This window comes from Nonomuraea sp. NPDC048882, from assembly GCF_040649755.1.
Taxonomy (GTDB): Bacteria; Actinomycetota; Actinomycetes; order Streptosporangiales; family Streptosporangiaceae; genus Nonomuraea; species Nonomuraea maheshkhaliensis.
Genome location: NZ_JBEZGB010000003.1, coordinates 1 through 22,268 on the forward strand (window position 1 = coordinate 1; position 22,268 = coordinate 22,268).

Sequence of the window (22,268 nt, forward strand, 5' to 3'; positions counted from 1 at the left end):
CCGGCAACGGCCTACACCGCCTCGCCCAAGGCCCTGCCCGCCGGCAGCCGCGACGCCGACACCCACGCTCGCGTACGTCACGACCGCATCGACCCCTCCGGCGTGGTCACCCTCCGACTCGACGGCCGACTGCACCACCTCGGCATCGGACGAACCCACGCCCGAACCCACGTCATCATGCTGATCGAGGACCTGCACGTCCGTGTCGTCAACGCCATCACCGGGGAACTCCTGCGCGAGCTGATCCTCGACCCCAGCCGCGATTACCAACCTCAGGCAAACCCCAGCAAGACGAAACCCCCGAACCCGTAGGTTCGAGGGTTTCCGATGTCCTGAGACATCACAGAGTGCCCCCGGCAGGATTCGAACCTGCGGCACCCGCTTTAGGAGAGCGCGGATCAAACTGTATGTTTACCTAGTTTGAACTGCAGTGATGCCTTGGAAGGCTCTCGCGGCTCGCTTGATCATCCCGCGTATGTCCCGCGCGTGTTGAGCGATCACCACATCATGTCCTGCGCGGCTGCTCGTCGAGGGTGGGAATTTGTTGGCTGAGCAAGGCTTGCTGCAGGTAACGGGCTCGTTGCGCTGAATCTGTAAGACTATCGGCGATACGTCGTATACGGCCCTGGACGTCGGCGCGCAGCCACATGACAGTCTCCCGGTCGTCGCCAACGGCTTCCAGCACCTCTGCAGCATGGTGGAGGACCTCTTCCGTACGTAGCGCGGGTAGGTCTCCCATCCGCCGAAGAATGTCGACGGCATCTCGGGCCAATGCTGCGGCGGCCTCAGTCTCGCCACGCAGATGACGGATCCTGCTGACTAGGGACAGCGCCGCGATCTCACTCCGGATCATGCCTGTTCGCCGAGTCTCTTTGATGGTGTCTTCGGCCAGTTCCAGCGCCTGGTCCAGCAGGACTGGATCGGTGTCGCCAAGCAGAAGTAGCACCTCGGCGTAGAGGTTACGGACGATGGGGACGAGGTTGAGCAGCCAAGTTTGTTCGGTTTCCCGCCATGCCTCCGCAAGCATCGGCTGACAGGCGTGCCTGCGGGCTGGGTCGAGTGCCATCAGCCGAGCGAGGAGGGCGCTGTTGTAGGCGTGCCAGCCGCTGGGCCCGCCGCGGGCCTCCTCGAAGGAAAGAGCTTCCCGTAGGGTGTTCTCCGCCGTGTCTGCATCCCCCATGGCTGAGTGCAGCTGAGCAAGGTAGTTGAGCGCGATAGGGAGCTCTGCATTGAGCGGGTCCGCGCGGAGGTGTTCCACACATGCGGTGAGGTGTACCAGTGCCGTCCCAAAATCCCCCGCATCGAAGAGATTCACCCCTAACTGCATGTCGGTGAGGTTGTGGGCGTGGCGAAGGACGGGATCGGACAAGTTGCGTAGCCGGGGATCGGTCTCGTAGAGCTGTTGGGCTTCCCGGAGCACCGTGAGGCCGCTGATCAAATCGCGCTTTGGCAGCTGACGTCCGTACTCGGCGAGGGCGACGAAGAGTGCTAGAGAATCATCAGTGTCTCGGGCGAGCTCCACCGCTAGCTTTAGCCTGTCCAGTGAAGGCACTAGTCCCTGGGTGTGGAGGAGGACTTTGCCATGAAGCATGACCGTGCGGGCCGCCAGGGCAGGGTCGCCGCAGCGGCGAGCCGCCTCCTCTGCCTGTGCAGCTAGACCTTCCAGGTCGTCGCCCTTGGTACGCCGCCGTGCCTGCCAGTGGATCTCGGTGAGGTTGAGGAGGAGCTCTACGGCCTGCGCCATCAGAGAGTCCCTGTGAGAGGATCGCTCTGGCAGACGCTCGATCTCGTGGACCGCGAAGCGACAGAGTTTCTCCGCCTCCGCAAAGGACAGACCATTGACTGCCACATCCTTGGCCAGTCTAAGGTGCTCAGCTCCAGAGGCTGGATGCGGGGCGCCCGAACGGAAGTGGCGGACGCAATCGAGCCGGGCTTCCAAAGGAAGCTCATAGCCGAGTGCCATTAGCCCTTCGGCGATCCGTGTATGACGTTGCCGACGCCGGCCGGGGCTCTGCTCTGCATACAGCTCCTTCTGAAGAAGAAGATTGTTGAACTGATAGCAGTCGGCAGGGGGCGCCCAGTCGGGATTCGGCGCCGCTGTGATAAGCCCACTCTCCCGGGAGAGCCAATGAAGCCTGTCCTGGACCTCCTGTTCCTCTAGATTGGCCGCTCGGGCAACAAGCGGAGCTAGGAACGTGGATCCCTGGGTAGCAGCCACGACCAGCAATTCCCGGTCAGAGGTCTCCAGGCTTGCCAACGGCTGCCGAACTGCTCGACGCAAGGCGTCTGGCAGTGGGCCGTCGAGCCCGCCATCGGTACCGATCAATGGCAGGAACTGAGTGACATAGGCAGGTCGCCCACCAGTGAGCTGGCTTAGCCAGGCCGAAATCGACGGGGCGATATCCTGGCTATGGTAAAGGCGTACGAGTTCCGCCACGGCATCGTCCGGCAGACCGCCGAGGGTGATCTGCTCCAGGCGCCCCCGCAGTTGCCACCGGTCGAGGAACTCCCTGATAGTTGCTCCTTCGGCTGGTGGACCGCTGTCCTGATCCGTTTCATGAACCAGTACAACGCCCACCGGATGACCCCAGAACTGCTCGATGAAATGGTCAAAGACAAGTAGGCTGCTGGGGTCGATCCACTGCACATCATCGACTATCACCAATGTCGGCCCAGATTTAACCAGAGCATCCACCAATGCCGACGCAAGACCATGGGCGAGGCTTTGCCGGTACGGCAGCAAACTGTCCCCCTGCACAGAACCGGAGTCAATGGCCGACTGGGTGATCTGCGCCGCGGCTGCAAGGGCTGGACCCACTATAGGCAGAGAACCTACGAGCTCCGGTAGATGCTGCACAGTCGCATACTTGATGCGCCGGGCGGCCCTCGGCGGATGAAGAGCATTAAAGATAGCCATCACTGGCCCATAGGCATTGGCCTCACCGACAAATGCCTGACACCTAGCGCGAATCACCCGGAGAGCCGGTTCCGCGGTGCGTAACTCTGTTAGACGTGCGACTTCATCAAGGAGGGCGGACTTACCAATCCCGAGTGGACCTTCGACTACAAGAGCACGGCTTTGCCCTCGGCAGACGTCTTCCGTCAGCTCCATCAGTGTGCCCACGTGTTCCACCCGGTCGACAAAGGCGATGCTTCTCATATGTCCTCCATACGTCGACCAGAGTCCACTGTGCAAGGTCTGCTGTTGAGTGCCCGTGACGGCACCGTAAGCGGAGTGGAGGGCGCCCTCGGTTTCGTCTGGTGCCGGCGCAGCGGGAGCGTAGCCGTTTGGTCTGGCCGGTGCGGAAGCCGTAGGTGTCGCAGGCGACGCTTTGATGACGCGGTTGGCGACTTCGGAGCCGGCGTTGGTGATGCTGGTCTGGATGGAGGCGAGCATGCTCGACCGCATCGGCATGCCCTTCTCGCCATGTGGAACGCCAAGGAAGACCCTGCTGGTCCTGCTCGCCTTGGCTCGTACCGACCCCGACCGCACCGACATCGTGGCCGCCTGTTCGCTCGACTTGCCGGGGCTTGTTGTCCATTGGGGTAGCACGCCGTGATGATGAGTCACATGGGCGGGGACGGCCGGAGACGCTGGGCGGCGTCGCCAGTGGCGATGGTCGCGATTCCGGTGGCGATCGGGCTGATGGGCAACCTGGCGACCAGCACCGTGGAGATAGAGGCGTGGTGGTGGGTCCCGCTCACCTGGACGGTGACCGCTCTGCTCGTCGGGGCGGCCCTGGTGAGCCAGATCGCGCAGTCCCGCCCCGCCGACAGCAGCGCCCCAGAGGGTACGCCTGCCGCGGTCGTGTCCACGGCGACCGTCAAGGAGAGCGATCCGATCGCCTTGGGCGTGCATCCGGCGATCGCGCTGGACCCGGCCATTGACAGGCCTGAACTGTCCCAGAAGCTCCCGACGTACGTGCAGCGCGACCACGATCGGCTCCTGCGGCACGTCCTGGACAGCCCGGAACCGCCCGCACTTGTGATGCTGGTCGGCACTTCTTCGACCGGAAAGACACGCAGCGCCTACGAGGCTATCGCGAGATGCCTGCCTGATTGGAGGCTTCTGCATCCCCTACACGCCACAGACCTGCTGGCCACTCTGGGAGGAGGAGTCGAGCCGCGCACCGTCTTGTGGTTGAACGAGAGCCAGATCTACTTCGAGGATGACCATGGTGAGGCCGCTGCGGCGGAAATACGTCGTCTTCTCGCCGTGACCTCGGAAGTCGTCGCCATCGGCTCCATGTGGCCCGAATACTGGTTCACCTACACCAGGACACCGCGCCCGGGCACGCCCGATCCTCACTACCAGGTGCGGGCGCTGCTGGAAATCGCGACGAAGATCTCCGTCCGAGACGCGTTCACGCCTGCCGAGCTGAAGAACGCGCACCAGACCGCCGAGCTTGATTCCCGATTGGCCACCGCCCTGACGGCACTGGACAACGGATACGGGGTCACACAGACCCTGTCCGGCGGGCCCGATCTCATGAGCCGATGGGAGGATGCTCCAGACCCGTACAAACGGGCGGTCGTCAACGCCGCGATCGACGCACGCCGGTTGGGGCACCTTAGCCCGCTGTCTGTCGAACTGCTGCGCAAGCTCAGTGCTGCGTCGCTGAACGGGCCGCAACGTGCGGCCGCTCCGCAAAGATGGTTCGAGGACTCGTTGGGGTACGCATGCGAGCCGCTCAGAGGAGGCATCTCTCTCCTGACGGCGACGTCGCGAGCGGAGAACCGCGTCGAAGGCTACGTGCTCGCGGACTTCATTCACCAGCAGGGCCGTGAGACGCGTCGCTGTTCGCCGGTCTCCGACGAGATGTGGCGAGCGCTGGCCGTCCATACCGGCGATGCGGACGACCTTGAGCGTTTGGGCGCATCCGCCTCCGGCCGTGGACGCTACCCCCAGGCGCTCGCATTGTGGTGGGCGTCCTATGCCCAGGGCAGGGTTTCCACGTGGTCGCAGCTGTGGCGGCTGCTGGGACAGATGGGCAAGTCACGCGAAGCTGAGGATGTGCTTCGGCAAGCCGCCGACTCTGGGGACGTCCATGCGCAGCGATTACTGCTCGCCATGCTACGGCGGGCACGCCGCGGCACGGAGATAGAGCAGGCACTACGTGGCATGGCCGCCAACGGTAACCCGCAGGCCGAACGCGAACTCGCGATCTTGCTGCACAACGGCGGACAGAAGCGAGAAGCCGAACAGTTGCTCCGGACAGCGTTCCAAAGGGGAGACCGATCCGCCGCCAGGCTGCTGTTCATCCTCCTCCAACGCCTCGGCCGGACGAACGAGGCGGAGGAGATCAGGCGCCTCCTCGACAGCCAGCCGGTCGTGACGCCAACCCGTCGCCAGCCTGAACTGTCGACGTGGCAGCTGCTTGAACGCGACATGAGGGCGGCCACGGCGTTCCCCGAGGCAATGAGCGCATTGCTGCACCTGCTGCGCCAGAGGCGGCCCGGAATTGACGGCGAGCGGCTGCGACGGCGGATGATGGCCGGCCAGTTCAACCAGGCGATCAAGGAACTGGCTGGCCACTTCGAGGATGAGCCCATGAGGGTCAGGGCCCTTCGGGTCCTTGACGATGTACGAACCGCCCCGGAAAAGGATCCGAGCCTTGGCCTGCTGCTGGCGGAGTTGCTGCTCAAGGGCGACCACCAGGCCGAAGCCGAGCATCTCCTGCGTCGCTTGGTCGATCTCGACTATCAGGCGCTCTCGGCTCTCGCCGACCTGCTGACGAAGTCAGGCAGGCGCGAGGCGTGTGTCGAGGTCCTAAAGGCTGGGATTGGACACCACGGTGCCAAGGCCCACTACTTGCTGGCGCAGGTGCAACGCGACCTCGGCAGGGACGAGGAATCCGATCGGCTGCTGCGTTCGGCGGCGGCGGAAGGAGTCGATGCGGCGATTCAGGAGCTCGTGCGGCGGCTCCTCAAGGGCGGATACGTTGAGGAAGTTGTGGACATGGTGAGAGCAGCCTCGCGGGCAGGCCGAGCCGACTCGGTGCGGCGGGCCGCCGTGCTGCTCTTTAACGCGGGGCGGACGGAAGAGGCATTGAGCCTGTTGCGCGATGCCGTCGTGTCCTGCGGGAACGCCGAATCCCTGCCCCTTCTCGTGCTCATGTTGACACGAACGGACCGTACGGAGGAGGCGGCTGCGATCTCGCGCCGGGGTTTGACGTTCGACGGGTCGACCGTCTCCGAATCTAGTTAAGAAGTAGCGCTTGAGAGGGCGCCGACAGTGCCATCGGCTGATGGCGATGTAGGTTCCACGGTCCGGTCCCCTGGCAAATCATCACGTTCGGTGGTGCCAGACATCCCCTGTAGAAATGCGCGGCTATAACGGCCCTGACATGTCGACCGAGCTGCACTAACGCAACGCGCAGTGTGCATTCTCTACAAGATCATCTCGCACATGTCCCCTATCCGTCACCGTCAGCGACGCTCCGAAAGGACGGGCAGCATATGCGGCAGTGCCAATGGGGTCCGGACGACGGCGACGGGGGAGGAACGCATCGACGTGATCGTTCCGAAGATGCGGGCATACGGGCCATGGCCGAGTGTCATAGCTGGGCAGCGGGAGCAAGGGCGGCCCGTTCTGCTGGGCGTCGCCGTGGTCTGCAAGTGCTGAACATGGGAGAGCGCGTCGCCAGGGGTATCAGCCACGATCTTGTACCAGTGGCCGTCATGGTCGGCTGGCGGCAGCGACCGGGCTCTCTCTTCACTAATGGGTCGGTACACGCTCCTACCGATCACCCGCACGAAGAAGGTGCGGTCGAGGATGTCACACGTGTCGTCGGTGGGAGCATGCTTGCGAAGCCACGTAAGGGTGCGTGACATGGTTGCCGGCCCGTACAGCACCTCTGAGGGAAACCGCGTTGACTCGTAGCGGCTGTCCAAGAACATTAGGTCCGGGTCGTCGAGGACACAGCGGATCACGGCGTGCCGCCAACCGGGCCCATAGTCCCAATTCTGGAGAGGCAACGACTGCACAGGCGTGATCGCCGCGTTCTCACGCTCCCAGCTGAGGACAGTAACGACGCGCTCCATCGGCGCCGGATATAGATGCCCGCCCGGCGTCGCTTGTCCCCAGAGCTGGTTGATGAACTCTGCGACGTCGGAGATTGTGCGCGCTGCTTCGACCGGGGTCAGGAGGTAGAAGCAGTTGGGGTGGGCGGCGGTGTTCCGGAGCGTGCACAACGCGTGCTCAAGGCTGCGGTTGCGTTGCCCTCGCAGCAGCCCGACATGACGCGCCCAGACGCGCAGGTCATGCAGATGCGCGTCAAACGGGATAGGTCGCCGTCCGGGGTTGGCCTGCAGTCGCCAGCCGCGGTTCCGACGGGTCGCTTCGACAACTTGCTCATAGCGGCGGTGCTTTCCAGCGGTGGTTGCGAATCACCTGGTAGAGGTCTGTGTCAGCCATGTTCTCATGGCTTCGGCCGGCGTGCGGTCGCCAAGGACGAGGCGGGGTCGCCGGTTCAGCTCTTGGGCGACCTGTCGCAGGTCACGGGCGGTGTGCGGGGACAGGTCGCTGCCCTTGGGGAAGTACTGCCGCAGCAGGCCGTTGGCGTTCTCGTTGGTGCCGCGCTGCCAGGGCGAATGCGGGTCGCAGAAGTAGATCCGGAAGCCGGTCAGAGCGGCGATGTCCTCATGCAGGGTCATCTCCCGTCCCTGGTCCCAGGTCAGGCTCTGGCGTAGCGCCTCAGGAAAGTCAGCGGTTTGAGTGATCAGCGCGTTGCGTACCTGAGGGGCCTTCCAGCCGTGGGGCAGGTGGATGAGCCGGATGTAGCGGGTGACGCGCTCGACCAGCGTGCCGATGGCCGAGCCCTGTCCACGGCCGATGATGAGATCGCCTTCCCAATGTCCCAGGGTGCGGCGTTCGTTGACTTCGAGCGGCCGTTGGGCGAGCAACGTCATATTCTTGATCTTGTTGAGATGCGGGACGCCGCGGCGGTGAGGCTTGCGGCGGGTCCGGCCGGTGCGCAGCTTGCCCGGCTTGCGGCCGAGCAGGCCGGCGAACAGAGCCCGGTAGATCGTCTCCGGACAGGCCCGCATGTCCCGCTGGGCGGGGTAGGTGCGCTGCAGGAAGCGCGAGATCTGCTGCGGCGACCACTTGTCGCTCAGCTTCTCGCGTACCAGGGCGCGCAACGGCCGGCTGGCGCGGATCCGCTCCGTCTTGGGTCGTTTTCTGCGCAACAGCGCCTGGTTATGAGCCCACCAGGGCTGGTAGCGGCCATCGGGCTTGCTGTTGCGTTTGATCTCCCGATACACGCTCTGGAAGCTCTTGCCGATGGCGGCTGCGATCTGTTTGACGCTCTGCTTGGCCTGCACCCCATCGGCGATGGCGATGCGGTCGTCCTGGGTGAGAAAGCGCGGCGAGACAGGACCCGGATCAGGAACGAGCATCCCGCCAGCATCGAGGAACCACAGCGATCCACAGCTCGTCGACACGCCGACAACGCGAGCCGCCGCTGCACCCTTGTAGCCCTGCCGCAACAGCTCGAAGTAGCGCTTCTTGGTGACCGTCGGCATCTTGTTGTGAGCCCAGCGAGGCATACGAATGTCCCTTTCTGCGACATTCGCAACCACCCTTAGAACTCAAGCGGCCTCCAGCGGCCGGGCTTGCCAGGTGCGGACCTCTTCCAGCACGGCGTCGGTGATGTTGGAGATGGCCTCGTGCGACAGTTCGACCTCGTAGATCTGGCGCAGGTGGTGCTGGATGTCACGCACGCTCATGCCGTGCGCGTACAGGCTGATGATCATATCGTCCAGGCCGCCGGAGACGCGGCCGGCCCGCTTGGGCACCAGCACCGGCTCGAAGGTGCCGGCCCGGTCCCGGGGCACGGCCAGCCGGACCGGCCCCACCCCGGTCTGCACCGTCTTGCCGATCCTGCCGTTGCGGGAGTTGCCGCTCCCGTGGCCGGCCACCTCGTGCTTGCCATAGCCCAGATGGGACGACAGCTCGGCCTCCAGCGCGCGTTCCAGCACCGCCTTGACCAGCTCGCCCAGCATCGAGCCCTCACCCGTCAGCCGCAGCCCGCCCGCACCGTCACGGGAGCGCTCCAGCAGCAGGTCCAGCACCTGATCGCCGAGCAGGTCCCGCAACGGCACCTCGCCGTCACGCTGGGGGGATTTTTCCCCGCCATGATGAGCAGCCGCCCCCAGCAGCGCCGATGCGTCATCGCGTCCGTCTTGCCCCACCGCGGCCAGCGCGGCTCTTCCCCGTGTCGTGGACATGATCGTGTTCTCCCCCGAGATGGTGAATGATCGTTGCAGACTTCCATCTACGTTTGGTGATCAATTACACACCTAGAGTGATACCCCCGGCCGTCCCCTGCAACTGGGCGGCGTTGACTCTAGCGGTGGGTGATCCACCAGAATAGTAGGCTGATGAGGCCTGCACCGGTGGCATGCGCGGCACCGCGAGCAAGTGCGAAGGTGACTGTGCGACGGAGTCGTTGTTGGGTCCTGGGACGGTGTTTCCGTGCGTCAGTCTCGGGTTCGGCGTCGTTGGTGTGTGTCATGGCTCTATGGAACCGAGGCCGGAGCCTTCCTTGAAGGTATGGCGGATAGATCCGGATCGTTGAGCCTACTCTGCTGGTGAGCGAGGGGCCGTTCCGGCCGGTTCCGGATCTGGTACGGACATTTGGTAGGGAGACGGGTGCCGTGACGACATTTCGCCCGCTAGGGTCGACCTCTCGCGTGCTAGCGGAGTTGGCGCGTCTGTGGGATCAGGCCGTTGTTCGGAGTCCAGGGCGGGTGAGTCAGAAGAAACTTGCGGCGGCATCAGAGGTTCCATATTCGACCTTGAACGGGTGGGCAACGGGAGTCGCAGCACCACGTGACCTAGATCAGCTGGTCAGGGTGGGCGCCACCTTGGCCGGGTGGGCAGGCGAACCGGCTCCGTTGGCACGGGACTGGGATGTTCGGATGAGATCCGATCAAAGTCACCGTCCTGTACGTGACTCGATGCGTCCTGAGCGAAGGAGGGCGCTCCAAGAGGAAACGTCGCTGGGATCCACAGAAGAGTTGCAACCGGCAGCGCGCACCCATGAAACCCATGAGTCGGCATCTGCTTCGCACCAAGCCCTATATCTCCAGGCCATTTCCCTCCTCTCCAGCGACGATGTGCATGTTCGTGCGGGTGCCTTGGAAATCCTCGAAAAAGTGGGCGAGAATTCGACCAGCATGAGGAGGTCTGTCATCTCAGCCATATGCCGCTACCTTCGAAATGATGGCCGTCGGCGAGACGTAGATGATGCACACATCTTGGCGCAGAGAATCATCGCCCGCCACATCGCCTGGCCTCGGCGGAAGTATGGTCAAGATCGGCCTAGCACCTTCTGGGAAGATATGGAGATCGACCTTCAAGGGGCTTTGCTGAAAGACCTCGATATGAGCCACGCCCACGTCATGTCGGCCTGCTTCAGAAACGCGGATCTCAGAGGTGACACTTGGCTGCAAGATCTACTAGTCGAAGAGAGTCTGTCTTTCGAAGGTGCGCACCTGAACGGCGACTTTTATTTCTCCGGGAGTGAGGTTTGTGGAGGCGCCTCATTTGCGGGTGTAATTTTTCGCGGGGCGGCGCTTTTTGGGAGGTCTGTTTTCGAGTATGATTCCAATTTCTATGATTGTCGCTTTTTTGGGCGTGCCAGCTTTGTGTCCTGCGACTTCCGTGGCGCTGTCTCGTTTCACGGGTCTTCGTTTCTATGGTCCGCCGAGTTCACTCAAATGCGAGTAGCCTGGGATGCAAGATTTGCGGAGGCTGAGTTTAAGGACACAACTTTCGAGCTGGCAAAGTTCGGTGATATTGTAAGCTTTTTGGGTGTGTCGGCTTCCGAGGAAGATCTCAATCTTCATGGAGTTAGCGTCGCGGCGAAGCATTTGCTGAACATTTGGCCTGCGGGCTGGGGAGAGCTTCTAGAGGGAGATGGGACGGCCACGGTTGTGCGGGTCCCCGAAGGGCGGGAGCAAGAATTCAAAGCCTTGCAGAAGGAGCGAAGGATGAAGTATACGTTCAGCAAGATGTCCCGGCGCCAGGCGACCACCGAACTAGACTGACCGCTACAGTTTCTTTCTTCATCCCTGCCTTTCCTGGTTCCGCCCACGTCGTTGCCGGACACGACACCGTTCGCCTCAGTCATCATCTTCGCCGGATGGCAGGGAGCGCTCTCGCGTCGGCGGTGGGTCATCAGCCGTACACAGCTCCAGCGCTTCGAGCAATTGCTCGGCTGCGTCATGTCGGCGCTGAGCTCCAGAAACATCAGCTGACGCTGAGTCAGCATCCGTACCGCCATGCGAGCAGGATGCGCTGGCCGCTGGGAGCTCTCGGTCGATACCTAATCGCACCCCGAAGGGCGACTGCCATCTTGCTTCGAATCAATGGTCGTCGCGCTGGCCAGAGTTGTGTACTCGCTCATCCCGGAAGGGCTTGGTTTCACGCTTTGCAGCGTCGACATCGGTGGCCTCTTCTGATGGAGCTGCACCAGGTTCGCTGTCGGCGCTGGAGCCCTCGCGTGTGGAGTCATTCCCCACACGAGACAGGAGGTTGAGGATGATCTGACGGTAGTGACGGGCAAGGATCGCAAGCGTGTGAAGTGGGGAAGGTTCGGCACCGTCCGCGTCGCTCACATCAGCATCGGTTGTCTTCGCAGGGGCGGCAGGGGATTGACGGGCCAGTTGTCCTGTCCAGACGTGAAGCCTACTGAGGCGCTGTTCGGCGGTAGCGGCCCGGCTGAGAACTGCAACCTCGTCCGGGGTCAGCTTGTCGCCGAACAGGGCGAGCCAACTCTGCTCGAGGTCCTCCTCGCCGGCAATGATGAGGTCGACGAGTGCGGCCAAGATGCGGTGGTGAAGATTCTGGAGCTGATCGAGGATGTTGCCTTGCTGCCAGGGTGAAGCGTCAAGGTCAGGAAGGTCATCGAGGAGTTCGACGACCTTGGCAGCGCGGGGTGGAGGCCATCCTGAGGGCCAGGCCGAGCGGTGATCCCAAAGCTGAAGGATCGCTGTGCGAGCATCGGAAGCTCGGGCGGCTGCGTCTTGATCGCCAGCAGCCTTGGCCCGATCGGCGGTTTGGATCAGTCCGGCAGTGTGATGCGCGAGCCACCGCGTGAGAGTGTTGTTCGTTCGGGCTTCGCCAAGGTCTTCGAGGATCTGCTCGCCGAGGCGGATCACGGGATCCTCATCGACCAGTGACGTGGCCGTCGGGGGCGATGAGGTAGATGCGACTTCGGGGGAAGCGGTACTCATCGCTTGTGGCAGAGCTTCTGTGTCGTCCAATCTGGACCTCCACGATCAAGTTCATTCCGGTCTGGGAGAGGAATCGCAGCAGCGGCTTCACCACGACAAGGAGGCGGTGACCGGAGGTAGTGACGACGTTGGTGTCGTCGGTTCTGGGATCGGCCCATTGAATGGTGCGTACGACCTCGACGCCGTAACCGGTGACATAAGGAACCTCATGTAGGTCAGGGCCTACGCCGGTCACCTGGCGGAAGAGGCGGCCAGGCAGGGGCCCCTTCGCGTGCAGGCCATAGGCGTAGGGGTCGTGCTCGTCCAGCCAGTCCCGGTCGCTGTGAGAGGCAACGAGCCATCCGCGCAGGACGAAGAGACCGTGGTCGACCTCGAATCTGCCTTCGTCTTCTTCCGGGAGCTTCCAGTCGGTTGGGTTCGGTGCTGCAGCGAGCGCCCGCTGTAGGTCCGCGGCATGTTCGGGTGTGACGAGCGCCGACCAAATATGCGTCTTGCCGAAGGCGCCGGACCGATTCACCTCGGTATGGCCAGCCACCACAAGCTCCTTGCCGATACGCCCGTCGACGAGGCCGAGCGCGTCGTCGTAGTCCTCGTTCAGAGGGATGTCCCAGGCGTCGAGCGGAGGCAGGTGACCGAACAGGCTAGGTTCGGCCGGCACCGGGTGGCGAAGGTCGGAGACCCAGGTGCTGAAGCTGCTGGGAAGGTGCGGGGCTAGCCAATCCCACCATGGGTCTTCCTCGTCGTTATACGGCGGGACGTGGATCGGCAGGCCGGCATCGACGAGCTCGCCCGCGACGACCATCATGGCGTGATACTCAATGTAAAGGCGCAGGTTCTCCTCAGGGGGAATTGAGCCGTGACGGTGGGACATCCGCTGGTACGAACGCTGGTCACGCAGTTCGCGGTTGTCACGCCACCAGTCCTCTTGGGTCAACCCCCAAACATCGAGAATCCATCGTTCGGCGCGTTCGGCTATGACCTGAACCGGAACATTGAATGCGTGTGCGAGTGGCGTGTACCAGTAGGGGATGGTGTCGATGTCATCGAACCTGTAGCGGCGTCCGTTGGGCAGCCCCTGGTTTCCGCTTCGATTGCCATCCGTGCGCTGAACGGAGCAGGTGGCAGGCTGGTTCGCTGCTTGAAGTACGTCGAAGTCCGAGTCAGTGGGGTCGGCCAGAGCGAGAGCGGTCTGACGCGCGAGTTCACGAATCTGAGCGTGAGGTAGTTCACGACTTGTCGCGAGCACGATCAAGTCGGGCAGGTACGCAGTGAGCACGTCGGGGCGTTGAACGGCGACGCGCTGCAAGGCGACCAAGAGCCCAGCAACGGCTGACATACGGTAGAAGTGCAGTGCGGGATCTCGGTACGCTGCGGCGTCGGTGCGGCCCAGGCAGGCGACAAGCTTGCCAGCGAACTGACGGGCATCGGCAAGGTTGGGGTATATCAGGAGCTCGCGCACGGCGTAGGCAGCACGCCAGCGAATTGCCCGGCGGGGATGACCGAAGACACTCCACAGCAACAGCGTGACCGGTTCGGCTTGAAGAGTCACCACGCCGACTTCACCGTCTCTGGCCCTGGGGAGGCGGTCGTCGAGCAGTGCGATCACGGCTTCGGCGGCGCCCCTGCGATCACACAGGCGACCGAGGAGCGCGGCGATGTTCTGCCAGCCGAACGGAGTCAGATGGGCTCGCGCTACCGGGAGTGCGGTGAGGACAGCGCGTCGGATGGCGTCGTCATCGGCGAACTGACGAAGCTGCTCAAGCAGCTCATCTGTGTTTTGCGACCAGGCAATATCTGGCAGGTGCCCGGTCAGCAGCGGTGGGAGCGCGGTTGTGGCCCATTCTGAGACGCCAGGCCACTGCCTCCACTGTGTGAGGCATCGAGCTATGACCGGAAGAACGGTCTGGACGTTGGCCAGGTGACACAGGCCGGCCACCGCAGTGAGTGTGGCCACGCGATCTTGGGGCCCGGCCGACATAGCGACCTTGGTGATGAACTCACGCATACGCTCGCCGTACACCCCATTTGCAGCGAGTTCCGCGACGTCATCGGCGAGTGTGGTCATACTGGAAGCGGACGGGTCGGCTGGCAGGAGTAGTTTGTTCGCCGATACGTTCGCGTTGGCCCCTTTGTCGCCCGTGTCAGGGTCGTTGAGGCCCAGCCTCGCGACCGCCTCCAGGTCCAACCTGATGGGTCCGTCGAGGCTACGTTCTGCGGCCCAGTCCAGGAGCCGATTGGCCAAGGTGGGCTGAGCGTGGGTGGGCACGTCACGGCGGATCCAGTCAACGGTGCGTTTCAGCGCGACGCGGGCATCGGCGATATCTGATGGGTTTTTCCTCAGCACGTCGATGACAGCCAGGCGGTACCACAGGCGGGCGTCGTCGTCCTCGACGAGATGGGCGAGCGCTAGAGCCTGCGCACCCAGGACACCTCCTCCCTCAACGGCTCCGACCAAGGCTCGGGGCAGTGTCTCGGTCATCGGGATTCGCCCCTCGTCGTCCCAGCGGCTCACGGCCCCGAGCGCAACCTCAGCGCTAAGGCGCCCTGCGGCCCCAGCGACCACTTCATAGGGGACGAGACCCTCATCGGAGACGTGCAACGCCACGCTCTCCGCTGCACGGACGAGCCGGGTGGCCACCGTCGGCCGATCGCTGTCACTGAGCACGGCACGTTCGGCGAGATCGGCGTACACCGACAGTAGGCGGGCGGCATCGTCATTGATACCGGTCGCCGCGTCAACCGCGTAGCGGAACAGTTGTTCGCCCAATTCGGGAGCGAAACGGTCGGCAACGTCTGCGGCGTCGGCGAGCAGTTCGAGCCGCTCGGACGCCGGATAGGTGCCCTTCTGTACATACTCCGCGGCCCGCGCGCAGAGGTCAGAGGCAGGACCCGTGTGGCCGCCGCGAATGGTGAGGTGAGCCGCAAGATCCAGCCACAAGGCGGGAGCAGCGTTCTTCAGTAGGACGAGCGCCGCATCGGCCAGCTGACCGATCAGGGTGATGTCCGCGGCGCTAACGACGACCGCGTCGGCGGCGAGCGCCGCCCATGCGCGGTAGGAGGTGTCGAAGGTGAACCAGCGATGCCCGGCCTTCTCGATGCGTTCCGCGAGGCCGGCGACGACGAACGCGGTGACCTCATCACGGTTGGCCTCGCCGATGGCGCAGTGGGCGGCGAGCAGGGCTGCCGCCAGCAAGGGCTGAACCATTTCGATCCACTCGCGCCGGTCATGGCTACGGCGATCGTCCGAAGTCTGCTTCGCGGTGTCCTTGTCTTCCGGCTGTAGCGAGGGCGGGATCAAATCGTCAATAGAGATGTCAGTTCCGCCGAGTACGGCGGCGAACGCGTGGCAACGGAGTGTTGCGACATCGACCTCGTTGCCGTTGTTGAAAGCCCAGCGATAGGGAGAAAGCGGGCGGCGGGCACAGTGCTCGGCAAGCGCTGCGGCCGTACGGCGGTCGCCATGTCGTACGACGGCGGTGATCAATCGCCTGTGCCAGGGTTCTGCGTTTCCTGCGTTGGTGACGAGAACCGCAGCGATCACTTCATCGAGCCAAGCGCGGTCGGGAGGAGCTGCGGGCGAACTAGCATACGCCAGGAATGGTGCTTGAAGAGCAGTTGGGACGTTCTGCGCGCGCAGAGCGTTACGGAGAGGGCCTGGTCCGACCTCTGCGGCGATCTGCGCGGCCAGTGCTGCGGCCACATCGAGCGCGAACTTCTCGGGTCGGCACCTCGATAGTTCGCGAAGGGCTGCTTCCAGCCCGTCAAGTCTGTATCGGGCCCCGGCGGCGGACGCCATGTCGTCCGCATCAAGGCTCCAAGCGCGGGTTACTCTCGATGCTTCGACCTTCTGCCGACGGAGCCACGCATCGGCACGCTCCAGTTCCGTGCGGGCTTCAGTACGCCGGGCTGGGTCACGGGCCAATACTGCGGCCACACGCATCTGCGTGGGCGCGTGCCACTCATGGTCTGCGGTTTGACGCCCCGCATGTGCACGCAGGTCGTCGATGTCGGTATGCCGGGTGACCAAGTCGAAGTGAGACTTGACCAGGGAGGACAGGGTGTCCTGCCGGGAGGCGGTGTCGCACGCGCGGACAGCGATGCGAACTGCTGCTGCGCCATCACCGATCGTTGCGGCGGCGCGTGCGGCCAGGTCGAGTCGTCGGCCCTGGACCTGGGCGCGCCGAAACCCATCGGGAATCGCCTCTGGCCAGCCCTCACTCAGAACAAGCGTCAGAACATCATCCAGTCGGCCCGCCTCGGCCAGGTGATCGGCGACATGCGCTGCCGCATCCGCGTCCACGGTGCGGTTGGTCAAAAACATCTCCGCGAGGCGATCGTGGGCCGCGATCACGTCACTCGTGTCGACGCGGTCCCGCACGTAGGTCTCGAAGTCCTCGTCGCGGAACTGAATCGCTCCGTCTACCAAGACGACACCTGGGGCGAGCCCGTGGGCGAATGCGACGACAGCATCCATAGGCACGTCCAGCGCGGCGGCCAAAGTAGCGACGCTGATCGGACGCGCGAGCGCGAGCATGGCCCCGAGCCATCGCTGCCCGCCAGCGTCGGCGCCACTCACCTGCAACGCAGACTCAAGCAGCCCCTTGAACAAGGGTATGGGGGTGCGGGTGCAGGCTTCCAGAAGGGCTGGCATGTCCCATTCGTTCGTCTCGGCCTGCGTAAGCGCGTAGTACTGGGCCCGCGGGTTTCCGTCCGTCCGTTGATGAAAGGTAGCCGCGTCCTCCGGGGACGCTTCTGGCCGATATCGCAGCAGGTGCGCAGTTGAGGTTGACTGGTCGAATGGCGCAAGTCTCACTTGAGGTGCGTCGGACGCAGCCAGGGACTCCACGCGGTGGCTTCGTGCGGTGAGTACGACTGCGGCGCGCGACGGCAGCGGCAGCCCCACGAGCCCTGATAGGAAGCCGCGGTCGCCCCTCTTGTCGGCTGCGTAAGCCGCGTTGTCCGCAGCGTCCACCGCCAGGACCAGGACAGCATCCGGGTCGAGGGTCTTGACAGCGTCTTCGAGCGCGCGACGTAGCCGCCGCCACAGGTCCTCGTCGCTCGCCGGCGGACGGACCAGAAGGGGGCTCCCACATTGCCGCGCGACATCGTTGATCGTCTGCAAGATGAATCGCTGCGGTGTGTGGCGCTCCTCGCCCGAGCTGAGGTATTCCCCGCCGCCGTAGCAGTCGTACAAGGTCACCACCGACCCCGGCGGCAGATGGTCGCCGAGTTGGCGGATGGCGGTCGTCTTCCCCGCGCCTGCCGGACCGTGTACCACGACGATCTCGCCCGGATGCGCGAGTACCGACTCCGCGATCAGTGGCACGCCGAGGGCCGGCAGCGGGTCATTCAACGGTGCCAGTCGAGTGGGTGCCGGGTATAGGCCCTGAGGGTCCGTGAGACCGAGCGAGGCCAGGACATCTGCAGCGCGGAGTCCTTTTCGCGGGGACTCAGGCAATGCCTCTCTGCGGACCATTTCGAAGAGCTGGAGGGCAGAGTCGCCGTCCCTGCCGGGTGTGAGGCTGGCCGCCCTGGCCTGGACACCGCGGGCCAACGCTGCCCGGCCGAGCGAACCTGTCTGCGACAGGTCAAGAACCGCCAGGAAGTCGCAGAACTGCTCACTCGTGAGCGCTTGGCCGACGCCGTCCGACAGTTTTTGAACCACGTTGGCATGCTGCGGGTCCGTCAGGGCCATGAGTAGTCCATCCCGGCGCTTCCCGGGACGCTGTGACCGCGCCCAACGGGCAGCTTCGGCGACGGCCTCTTGCGTCAACGGGTCGCCGGGCTGGTTGCTGACGAGACGGATACGTACCTTCCGCTGGATCTCGGCTCGATCGAGCTTCGCGAGTAGGCCCACATAGATGCCCGCGAGATCCGCTATGACAGACCTCTTCGAAGCCACGCTGCCATCGGCAGCTCTGCTGACCCGTGCCCTGCACAAGCGGCTGACGGTCCACGCCTTGCCCGGGTGCTTGGTGCTGTACTTGAGCTGGGACAGATCCACAGCGGAGGAAGCCTCGAGAGTCTCCCCGCCGAAGTACTCGGAGACGTCAACCGCCTCGCATACCTCGTCCGGATCATCGACGTGGCTCAGGCCTTCAATCACGACGACCGTTTTGTCCGCGCCGGGCTCTATCAGCTCCAGGACACGAGTCGCGGCCCACCAGAAGTGGAAGTCATCCCCCGCGTTTGACTCTGGCGCTCCCAACCTGTGCCTCTCCTGGGGTCTAGTGGGCGGGCCGAGAGTAACCATTTGCCCCGGTCCAGCTTAGCGCCGTTGATGCCAGGCGACGGCGGTCCCCGAAGAGGCCGTAATGAGCAATACGCTCGCCTTGTGGGTGCCCAGGATGCCGAAGCCAGGAGCAGGCGTACGGCATCCGAGGATTGGCCTTGAAGGTGGGGGCGAGAGCCAGATGTCGCTCAGTTCGAGAGCCGGTGAGTGATCGTCGGCGTCGGTTGTGTTGGTGAAGAGGAGAGCCATGCCCCCACAGCGGAGGCGTGGCTCTCCTTGCTTTGGGTGTTGGCGAGGGTTGCGTCCACGGGAGTGGTGTACGAGCCCGCCCTGCCGGCGGCATCGCCCGGTTGGCTGAGCCCCGGCCCTCCAGCGGGAAGGATCTGGCATGGTGGCTGCCCGATCGCGATGGTCCGCGGCCAGGGCGTAGCCCAGGAGAGTGACGACGCCCTCAACGGCGATGACCGGTTGCCGTTCCGGGTTGTACGCACGTATTTGGCACGATCGACGGCTGCGTCGCCCGTGCGCGGAGACCGGTCGTAGCGGGTTGTCGCTGCGTGGATGACTCGGAATCAGGGGTTGACCTGGGGGAATGCCTCCAAGATCATCCCTCGTATGTCCCCTGATCATGGTCGTACGGCTGCGTACGGGCACTGTCCGCTGCCTATCGGGGGTGGCGAAACAAAAGACCTGCGGCTGTGAAACCGCAGGTCAGGGGCCATATATGGCGATCTAGGTGAGTGCCCCCGGCAGGATTCGAACCTGCGGCACCCGCTTTAGGAGGGCGGTGATATCGGCCGGACCGCTCTGGTGGGAGAGGGGTCGTGCCAGGTGAGGGCCTGGGAATGCCCAGAGTCCCGCGCTCTGGTGGGAGCGCGGGACGTTCAGCTCAGGTGGAGCAGCGGTCAGAGGTAGAGGCCGGTGGATTCGTCGCCGGGGGTCGGGACGATGTCGCGGCCCGCGCGCAGCGCGTACAGCTGCGCCAGGGTCGCCCCCGAAGGCCCTACGCCCTCCTTCGAGCCCAGCCACGTGACCGCCTCCTCCTTGCCCAGCGGCCCCACCTCGATCTGGGCCAGGCAGCGGCCCGGGCGGACGACGGCGGGGTGGAGGCGGGCCAGGTCCTCGTTCGTGGTGATCGCCACGAGGACGTCGCGGCCCTGGCCGAGCAGGCCGTCGGTCAGGTTGAGCAGGCGCGAGAGCCCCTGCCCTGCCTGCGCCTTGGCGCCCGAGCTGATCAGCTCGTCGCAGTCTTCGAGCACCAGCAGCCGCCAGCGCTGCGCGTCCTCGTCGGTGTCGTAGCCGACGGCCACCTCCATGAGGTAGCCGGGCTCGTTGAAGAGCCGCTCCGGGTCGAGCACGCAGTCGACCTGGCACCAGTCGCGCCACTGCTTGGCCAGCGAGCGCAGCAGGGTGGTCTTGCCGGTGCCGGGCTCCCCGTGGAGCAGGATGAGGCGGCCGTTGACGTCGGCCGGGGTGATCGACATCAGCCGGTCGAGGGCCGGGCGGACCTTGGCCGAGTAGTTGGTGCTGATCTCGTCCCACGGCTGGGCCGTGATCGGCTTCTCCGACCGGGTGCCCCCGTGCATGCCGCGCCACCAGAAGCCCATCTCGATGTGGTCGACGTCGGGGGCGGCCTCCTCCGCGCCGTCGATGCTCTCCGCGAGCACGGTCTTGGCCAGGTCTTCGTCGACCGCCGTGACGCTGACGGTGGCGGTGCGGTTGCGGTGGCGTACGACGCGCAGGGTCCAGCCGTCGCCGCAGATCAGCCGGGACTCGGAGCCGTCCTCGACTCGCGCGGTGCGCAGCACGCGACCGCCCGCGGGGGTCAGCGTGGCGTCGGGCCGCACCCGCTCCAGGTTGGCCAGCCGCGACCACGGCTGTGTGCCGGTGGCGAACGGTGACAGCGCCAGCGCGTCGATGACGTCGATGGCGGAATCGGCGTCGTCGATCCAGATGTTCATCGGAAGCTCGGAGGAGTCCGGGCTGGCGAACGGCACCTCCCTGATCACAGACATACCGTTAATGATCTCCGTCTCTGCGCCGGATGTCGAAGGGTTTTGACTGCGAAACCACTCAGTTCTTCTGGAGCTTACCCGTCTGGGTCACCAATCCGAGGCCCGGCACGTCGCGCCAGGTATAGGTGAGGGTGTCCCCGTCCAGGTCCAGGGTGATCGTCCCGGGGACGCAGCCGCCCTCGTGCTCGCCCAGGGCGAACGTGAGCCGGGTCTGCTCGACCTTGGTCAGCGTGATGGTGCCCTTGCAGTCGGCGCCCTGGCCCTTCTCGGCCCAGTCCGCGGTGGATTCGCCCTCCCGCAGGTCGACCTCGTTGTCGGCGCCGCCGGGGCTCATCGGGTTGGTGCTGGTGGTGTGCCCGCTCCAGTCGCCCTCGAAGGCGGCGGGGATCTTCAGGTCGGGGTCGGTCGTGGGCTGTTCGCTCTCGTCGGTGTCCGTGGGTGTCGGACTGGTGGCGGTCGCGTCCGGCGTCTCGCTGGCCGTCTCGGCGGGGCTGGGCTCCGAAGTCGTCCCCGATTCCGTGGGTGAGGGGGAGTTCTGGGTGGGGGTGGCCGGCGGCGTGATCTCCGCTCTCGTGTCGGACGGGCGGTTCAGGTTCAGCATGAGGACGGTGCCGCCGGCCAGACCCAGGGCGAGCACGGCCACCACCACTCCGATCAGCACGTTGCGCCCGGGTGGCCGGCGTGAGGTGCCCGCCGTGGTCTCGGCCGGCGACCGTGGATTGGTCGGGGACCGTGGATCGGCCGGCGACCGCGGATCGGTTGGTCCTCCCGCTCGTGGTCCCGTCGCCTGTCCTCGGTACGCGGCGGGCGGATGGCCTTGGACGCCCGCGGAGGCGGGGGCAGCAGAGGGGGAGGGGGCCCCAGGGACGAAAGTCTCGGGGGCGAGGGTCCCGGGAGTGACGGTCCCCGGAGTGGCGGTCCCATGAGGGACGGTCCCCGGGGCAAAGGTCCCTGGAGGGGCGGTCCCAGGGGTGCCGGGACCGACCAGGGACACCATCAGGTCCCGTGCCGAAGGCCGCCGTGCCGGATCCTTGGCCAGGCACGACCCGAGCACCTCCCGCAACCGCACCGGCAGCGGCGACAGGTCCGGCTCGGCGTGCAGCACCCGGTGCAGCACAGCCGGTACGGTGTCGGCGCCGAACGGGCTCGTCCCCGACGCCGCGTACACCATCGACGCCGCCCACGCGAACACGTCGGAGGCGGGCGAGGCGGGTACCCCCGAGATCTGCTCGGGCGCCAGGTAGGCGGGCGTGCCGATCAGCCCGGACGTCATGGTGGCGGCGCCCTCGGCCCTGGCGATGCCGAAGTCGACCACGCGCGGCCCGTCGGGCCCCAGCAGCACGTTGGCCGGCTTGAAGTCGCGGTGCACGATCCCGGCCGCGTGGATGGCCGCGAGCGCGGTGGCGGTGCCGACGACGAGCCGTTCGAGGTCGCCGCCGCGCAGCGGGCCGCGCTCGGCCACCCGCTCGGCCAGCGAGGGGCCGTCGACGTACTCGCTCACCACGAAAGGCCGCGGCCCGTCGGTCGAGACGTCGAGCACGCGCGCCGTGCAGAACGAGGCGACGCCCTCCAGGGCTTCGAGCTCGCGGGCCAGGCGGGCCCGTGTCTCTCTGTCACCGGTGTTGAGCAGCTTGATCGCGACCGGTTCGCCGTCGTCGGAATGGGCGAGATAGACCACGCCCTGCCCGCCTTCGCCGAGTCGCCCGGACAGGCGGAAACCGCCCAGAGACGCCGGATCGTCGGGGGTGAGGGGCTGCGCCATGGCCGATACGTTACCT

Annotated in this window: 10 protein-coding genes, 1 tRNA gene and 2 pseudogenes; 4 read left to right on the forward strand and 9 right to left on the reverse strand. The window is 65.0% G+C overall.

The window, feature by feature from the left end; translation table 11 throughout:
• Window positions 1-312: pseudogene (locus AB0C27_RS10170) on the forward strand (hypothetical protein); the annotation flags it as partial.
• Window positions 313-351: 39 nt separating this feature from the next.
• Here AB0C27_RS10170 and AB0C27_RS10175 read toward each other — a convergent pair.
• Both AB0C27_RS10175 and AB0C27_RS10180 read right to left on the reverse strand, forming a co-directional pair.
• Window positions 352-427, reverse strand: a tRNA-Arg gene (locus AB0C27_RS10175).
• Between the two features lie 78 nt (window positions 428-505).
• A complete protein-coding gene (locus tag AB0C27_RS10180; RefSeq protein ID WP_357840733.1) occupies window positions 506-3,160 on the reverse strand; it encodes an AAA family ATPase in 2,655 nt (884 codons plus the stop codon).
• Window positions 3,161-3,365: 205 nt separating this feature from the next.
• On the opposite strand from AB0C27_RS10180, the gene AB0C27_RS10185 reads away from it, so the two are divergent.
• Both AB0C27_RS10185 and AB0C27_RS10190 read left to right on the forward strand, forming a co-directional pair.
• Window positions 3,366-3,560: a hypothetical protein gene (locus tag AB0C27_RS10185; RefSeq protein WP_357840736.1), complete on the forward strand. Its 195-nt coding sequence runs from the start codon at window positions 3,366-3,368 to the stop codon at window positions 3,558-3,560.
• An 11-nt stretch (window positions 3,561-3,571) separates the two neighbouring features.
• On the forward strand, window positions 3,572-6,208 hold the full coding sequence (locus tag AB0C27_RS10190) for a hypothetical protein (RefSeq protein WP_357840739.1): 2,637 nt from the start codon (window positions 3,572-3,574) through the stop codon (window positions 6,206-6,208).
• 221 nt (window positions 6,209-6,429) lie between these two features.
• Here the strand turns inward: AB0C27_RS10190 and AB0C27_RS10195 are convergent, their stop codons facing one another.
• The 3 genes and pseudogenes from AB0C27_RS10195 to AB0C27_RS10205 all read right to left on the reverse strand — a co-directional run.
• Entirely contained in the window at window positions 6,430-7,194 is a 765-nt protein-coding gene (locus AB0C27_RS10195; protein ID WP_357840742.1) for a hypothetical protein, read from the reverse strand.
• A 195-nt stretch (window positions 7,195-7,389) separates the two neighbouring features.
• The gene (locus tag AB0C27_RS10200) at window positions 7,390-8,550 is read right to left on the reverse strand and encodes an IS30 family transposase (protein ID WP_357840745.1); all 1,161 of its coding nucleotides are present in this window, start codon (window positions 8,548-8,550) and stop codon (window positions 7,390-7,392) included.
• 51 nt (window positions 8,551-8,601) lie between these two features.
• Window positions 8,602-9,036, reverse strand: a pseudogene (locus AB0C27_RS10205) (transposase); the annotation flags it as partial.
• A gap of 927 nt (window positions 9,037-9,963) precedes the next feature.
• Between AB0C27_RS10205 and AB0C27_RS10210 the strand changes: the two are divergent.
• Window positions 9,964-11,055 carry a pentapeptide repeat-containing protein gene (locus tag AB0C27_RS10210; RefSeq protein WP_357840748.1) on the forward strand — a complete coding sequence of 364 codons (1,092 nt, stop codon included), beginning with the start codon at window positions 9,964-9,966 and terminating at the stop codon, window positions 11,053-11,055.
• A 318-nt stretch (window positions 11,056-11,373) separates the two neighbouring features.
• Here the strand turns inward: AB0C27_RS10210 and AB0C27_RS10215 are convergent, their stop codons facing one another.
• The 4 genes from AB0C27_RS10215 to AB0C27_RS10230 all read right to left on the reverse strand — a co-directional run bounded on the left by AB0C27_RS10215 (window position 11,374) and on the right by AB0C27_RS10230 (window position 22,252).
• On the reverse strand, window positions 11,374-12,168 hold the full coding sequence (locus AB0C27_RS10215) for a hypothetical protein (protein ID WP_357840751.1): 795 nt from the start codon (window positions 12,166-12,168) through the stop codon (window positions 11,374-11,376).
• Between the two features lie 7 nt (window positions 12,169-12,175).
• Window positions 12,176-18,349: an ATP-binding protein gene (locus AB0C27_RS10220; RefSeq protein WP_357840754.1), complete on the reverse strand. Its 6,174-nt coding sequence runs from the start codon at window positions 18,347-18,349 to the stop codon at window positions 12,176-12,178.
• A gap of 1,031 nt (window positions 18,350-19,380) precedes the next feature.
• Window positions 19,381-20,490: a DUF5925 domain-containing protein gene (locus AB0C27_RS10225; protein ID WP_357840757.1), complete on the reverse strand. Its 1,110-nt coding sequence runs from the start codon at window positions 20,488-20,490 to the stop codon at window positions 19,381-19,383.
• Window positions 20,491-20,548: 58 nt separating this feature from the next.
• Window positions 20,549-22,252 carry a protein kinase gene (locus tag AB0C27_RS10230; protein ID WP_357840760.1) on the reverse strand — a complete coding sequence of 568 codons (1,704 nt, stop codon included), beginning with the start codon at window positions 22,250-22,252 and terminating at the stop codon, window positions 20,549-20,551.
• Window positions 22,253-22,268: the final 16 nt, after the last annotated feature.

Coding starts and splice junctions, on each gene's coding strand:
- AB0C27_RS10210 (WP_357840748.1), top strand. CDS start 9,964: ATGCGTCCTGAGCGAAGGAGGGCGCTCCAAGAGGAAACGTCGCTGGGA.
- AB0C27_RS10225 (WP_357840757.1), bottom strand. CDS start 20,490: ATGTCTGTGATCAGGGAGGTGCCGTTCGCCAGCCCGGACTCCTCCGAG.
- AB0C27_RS10190 (WP_357840739.1), top strand. CDS start 3,572: ATGGGCGGGGACGGCCGGAGACGCTGGGCGGCGTCGCCAGTGGCGATG.
- AB0C27_RS10230 (WP_357840760.1), bottom strand. CDS start 22,252: ATGGCGCAGCCCCTCACCCCCGACGATCCGGCGTCTCTGGGCGGTTTC.
- AB0C27_RS10180 (WP_357840733.1), bottom strand. CDS start 3,160: ATGAGAAGCATCGCCTTTGTCGACCGGGTGGAACACGTGGGCACACTG.
- AB0C27_RS10200 (WP_357840745.1), bottom strand. CDS start 8,550: ATGCCTCGCTGGGCTCACAACAAGATGCCGACGGTCACCAAGAAGCGC.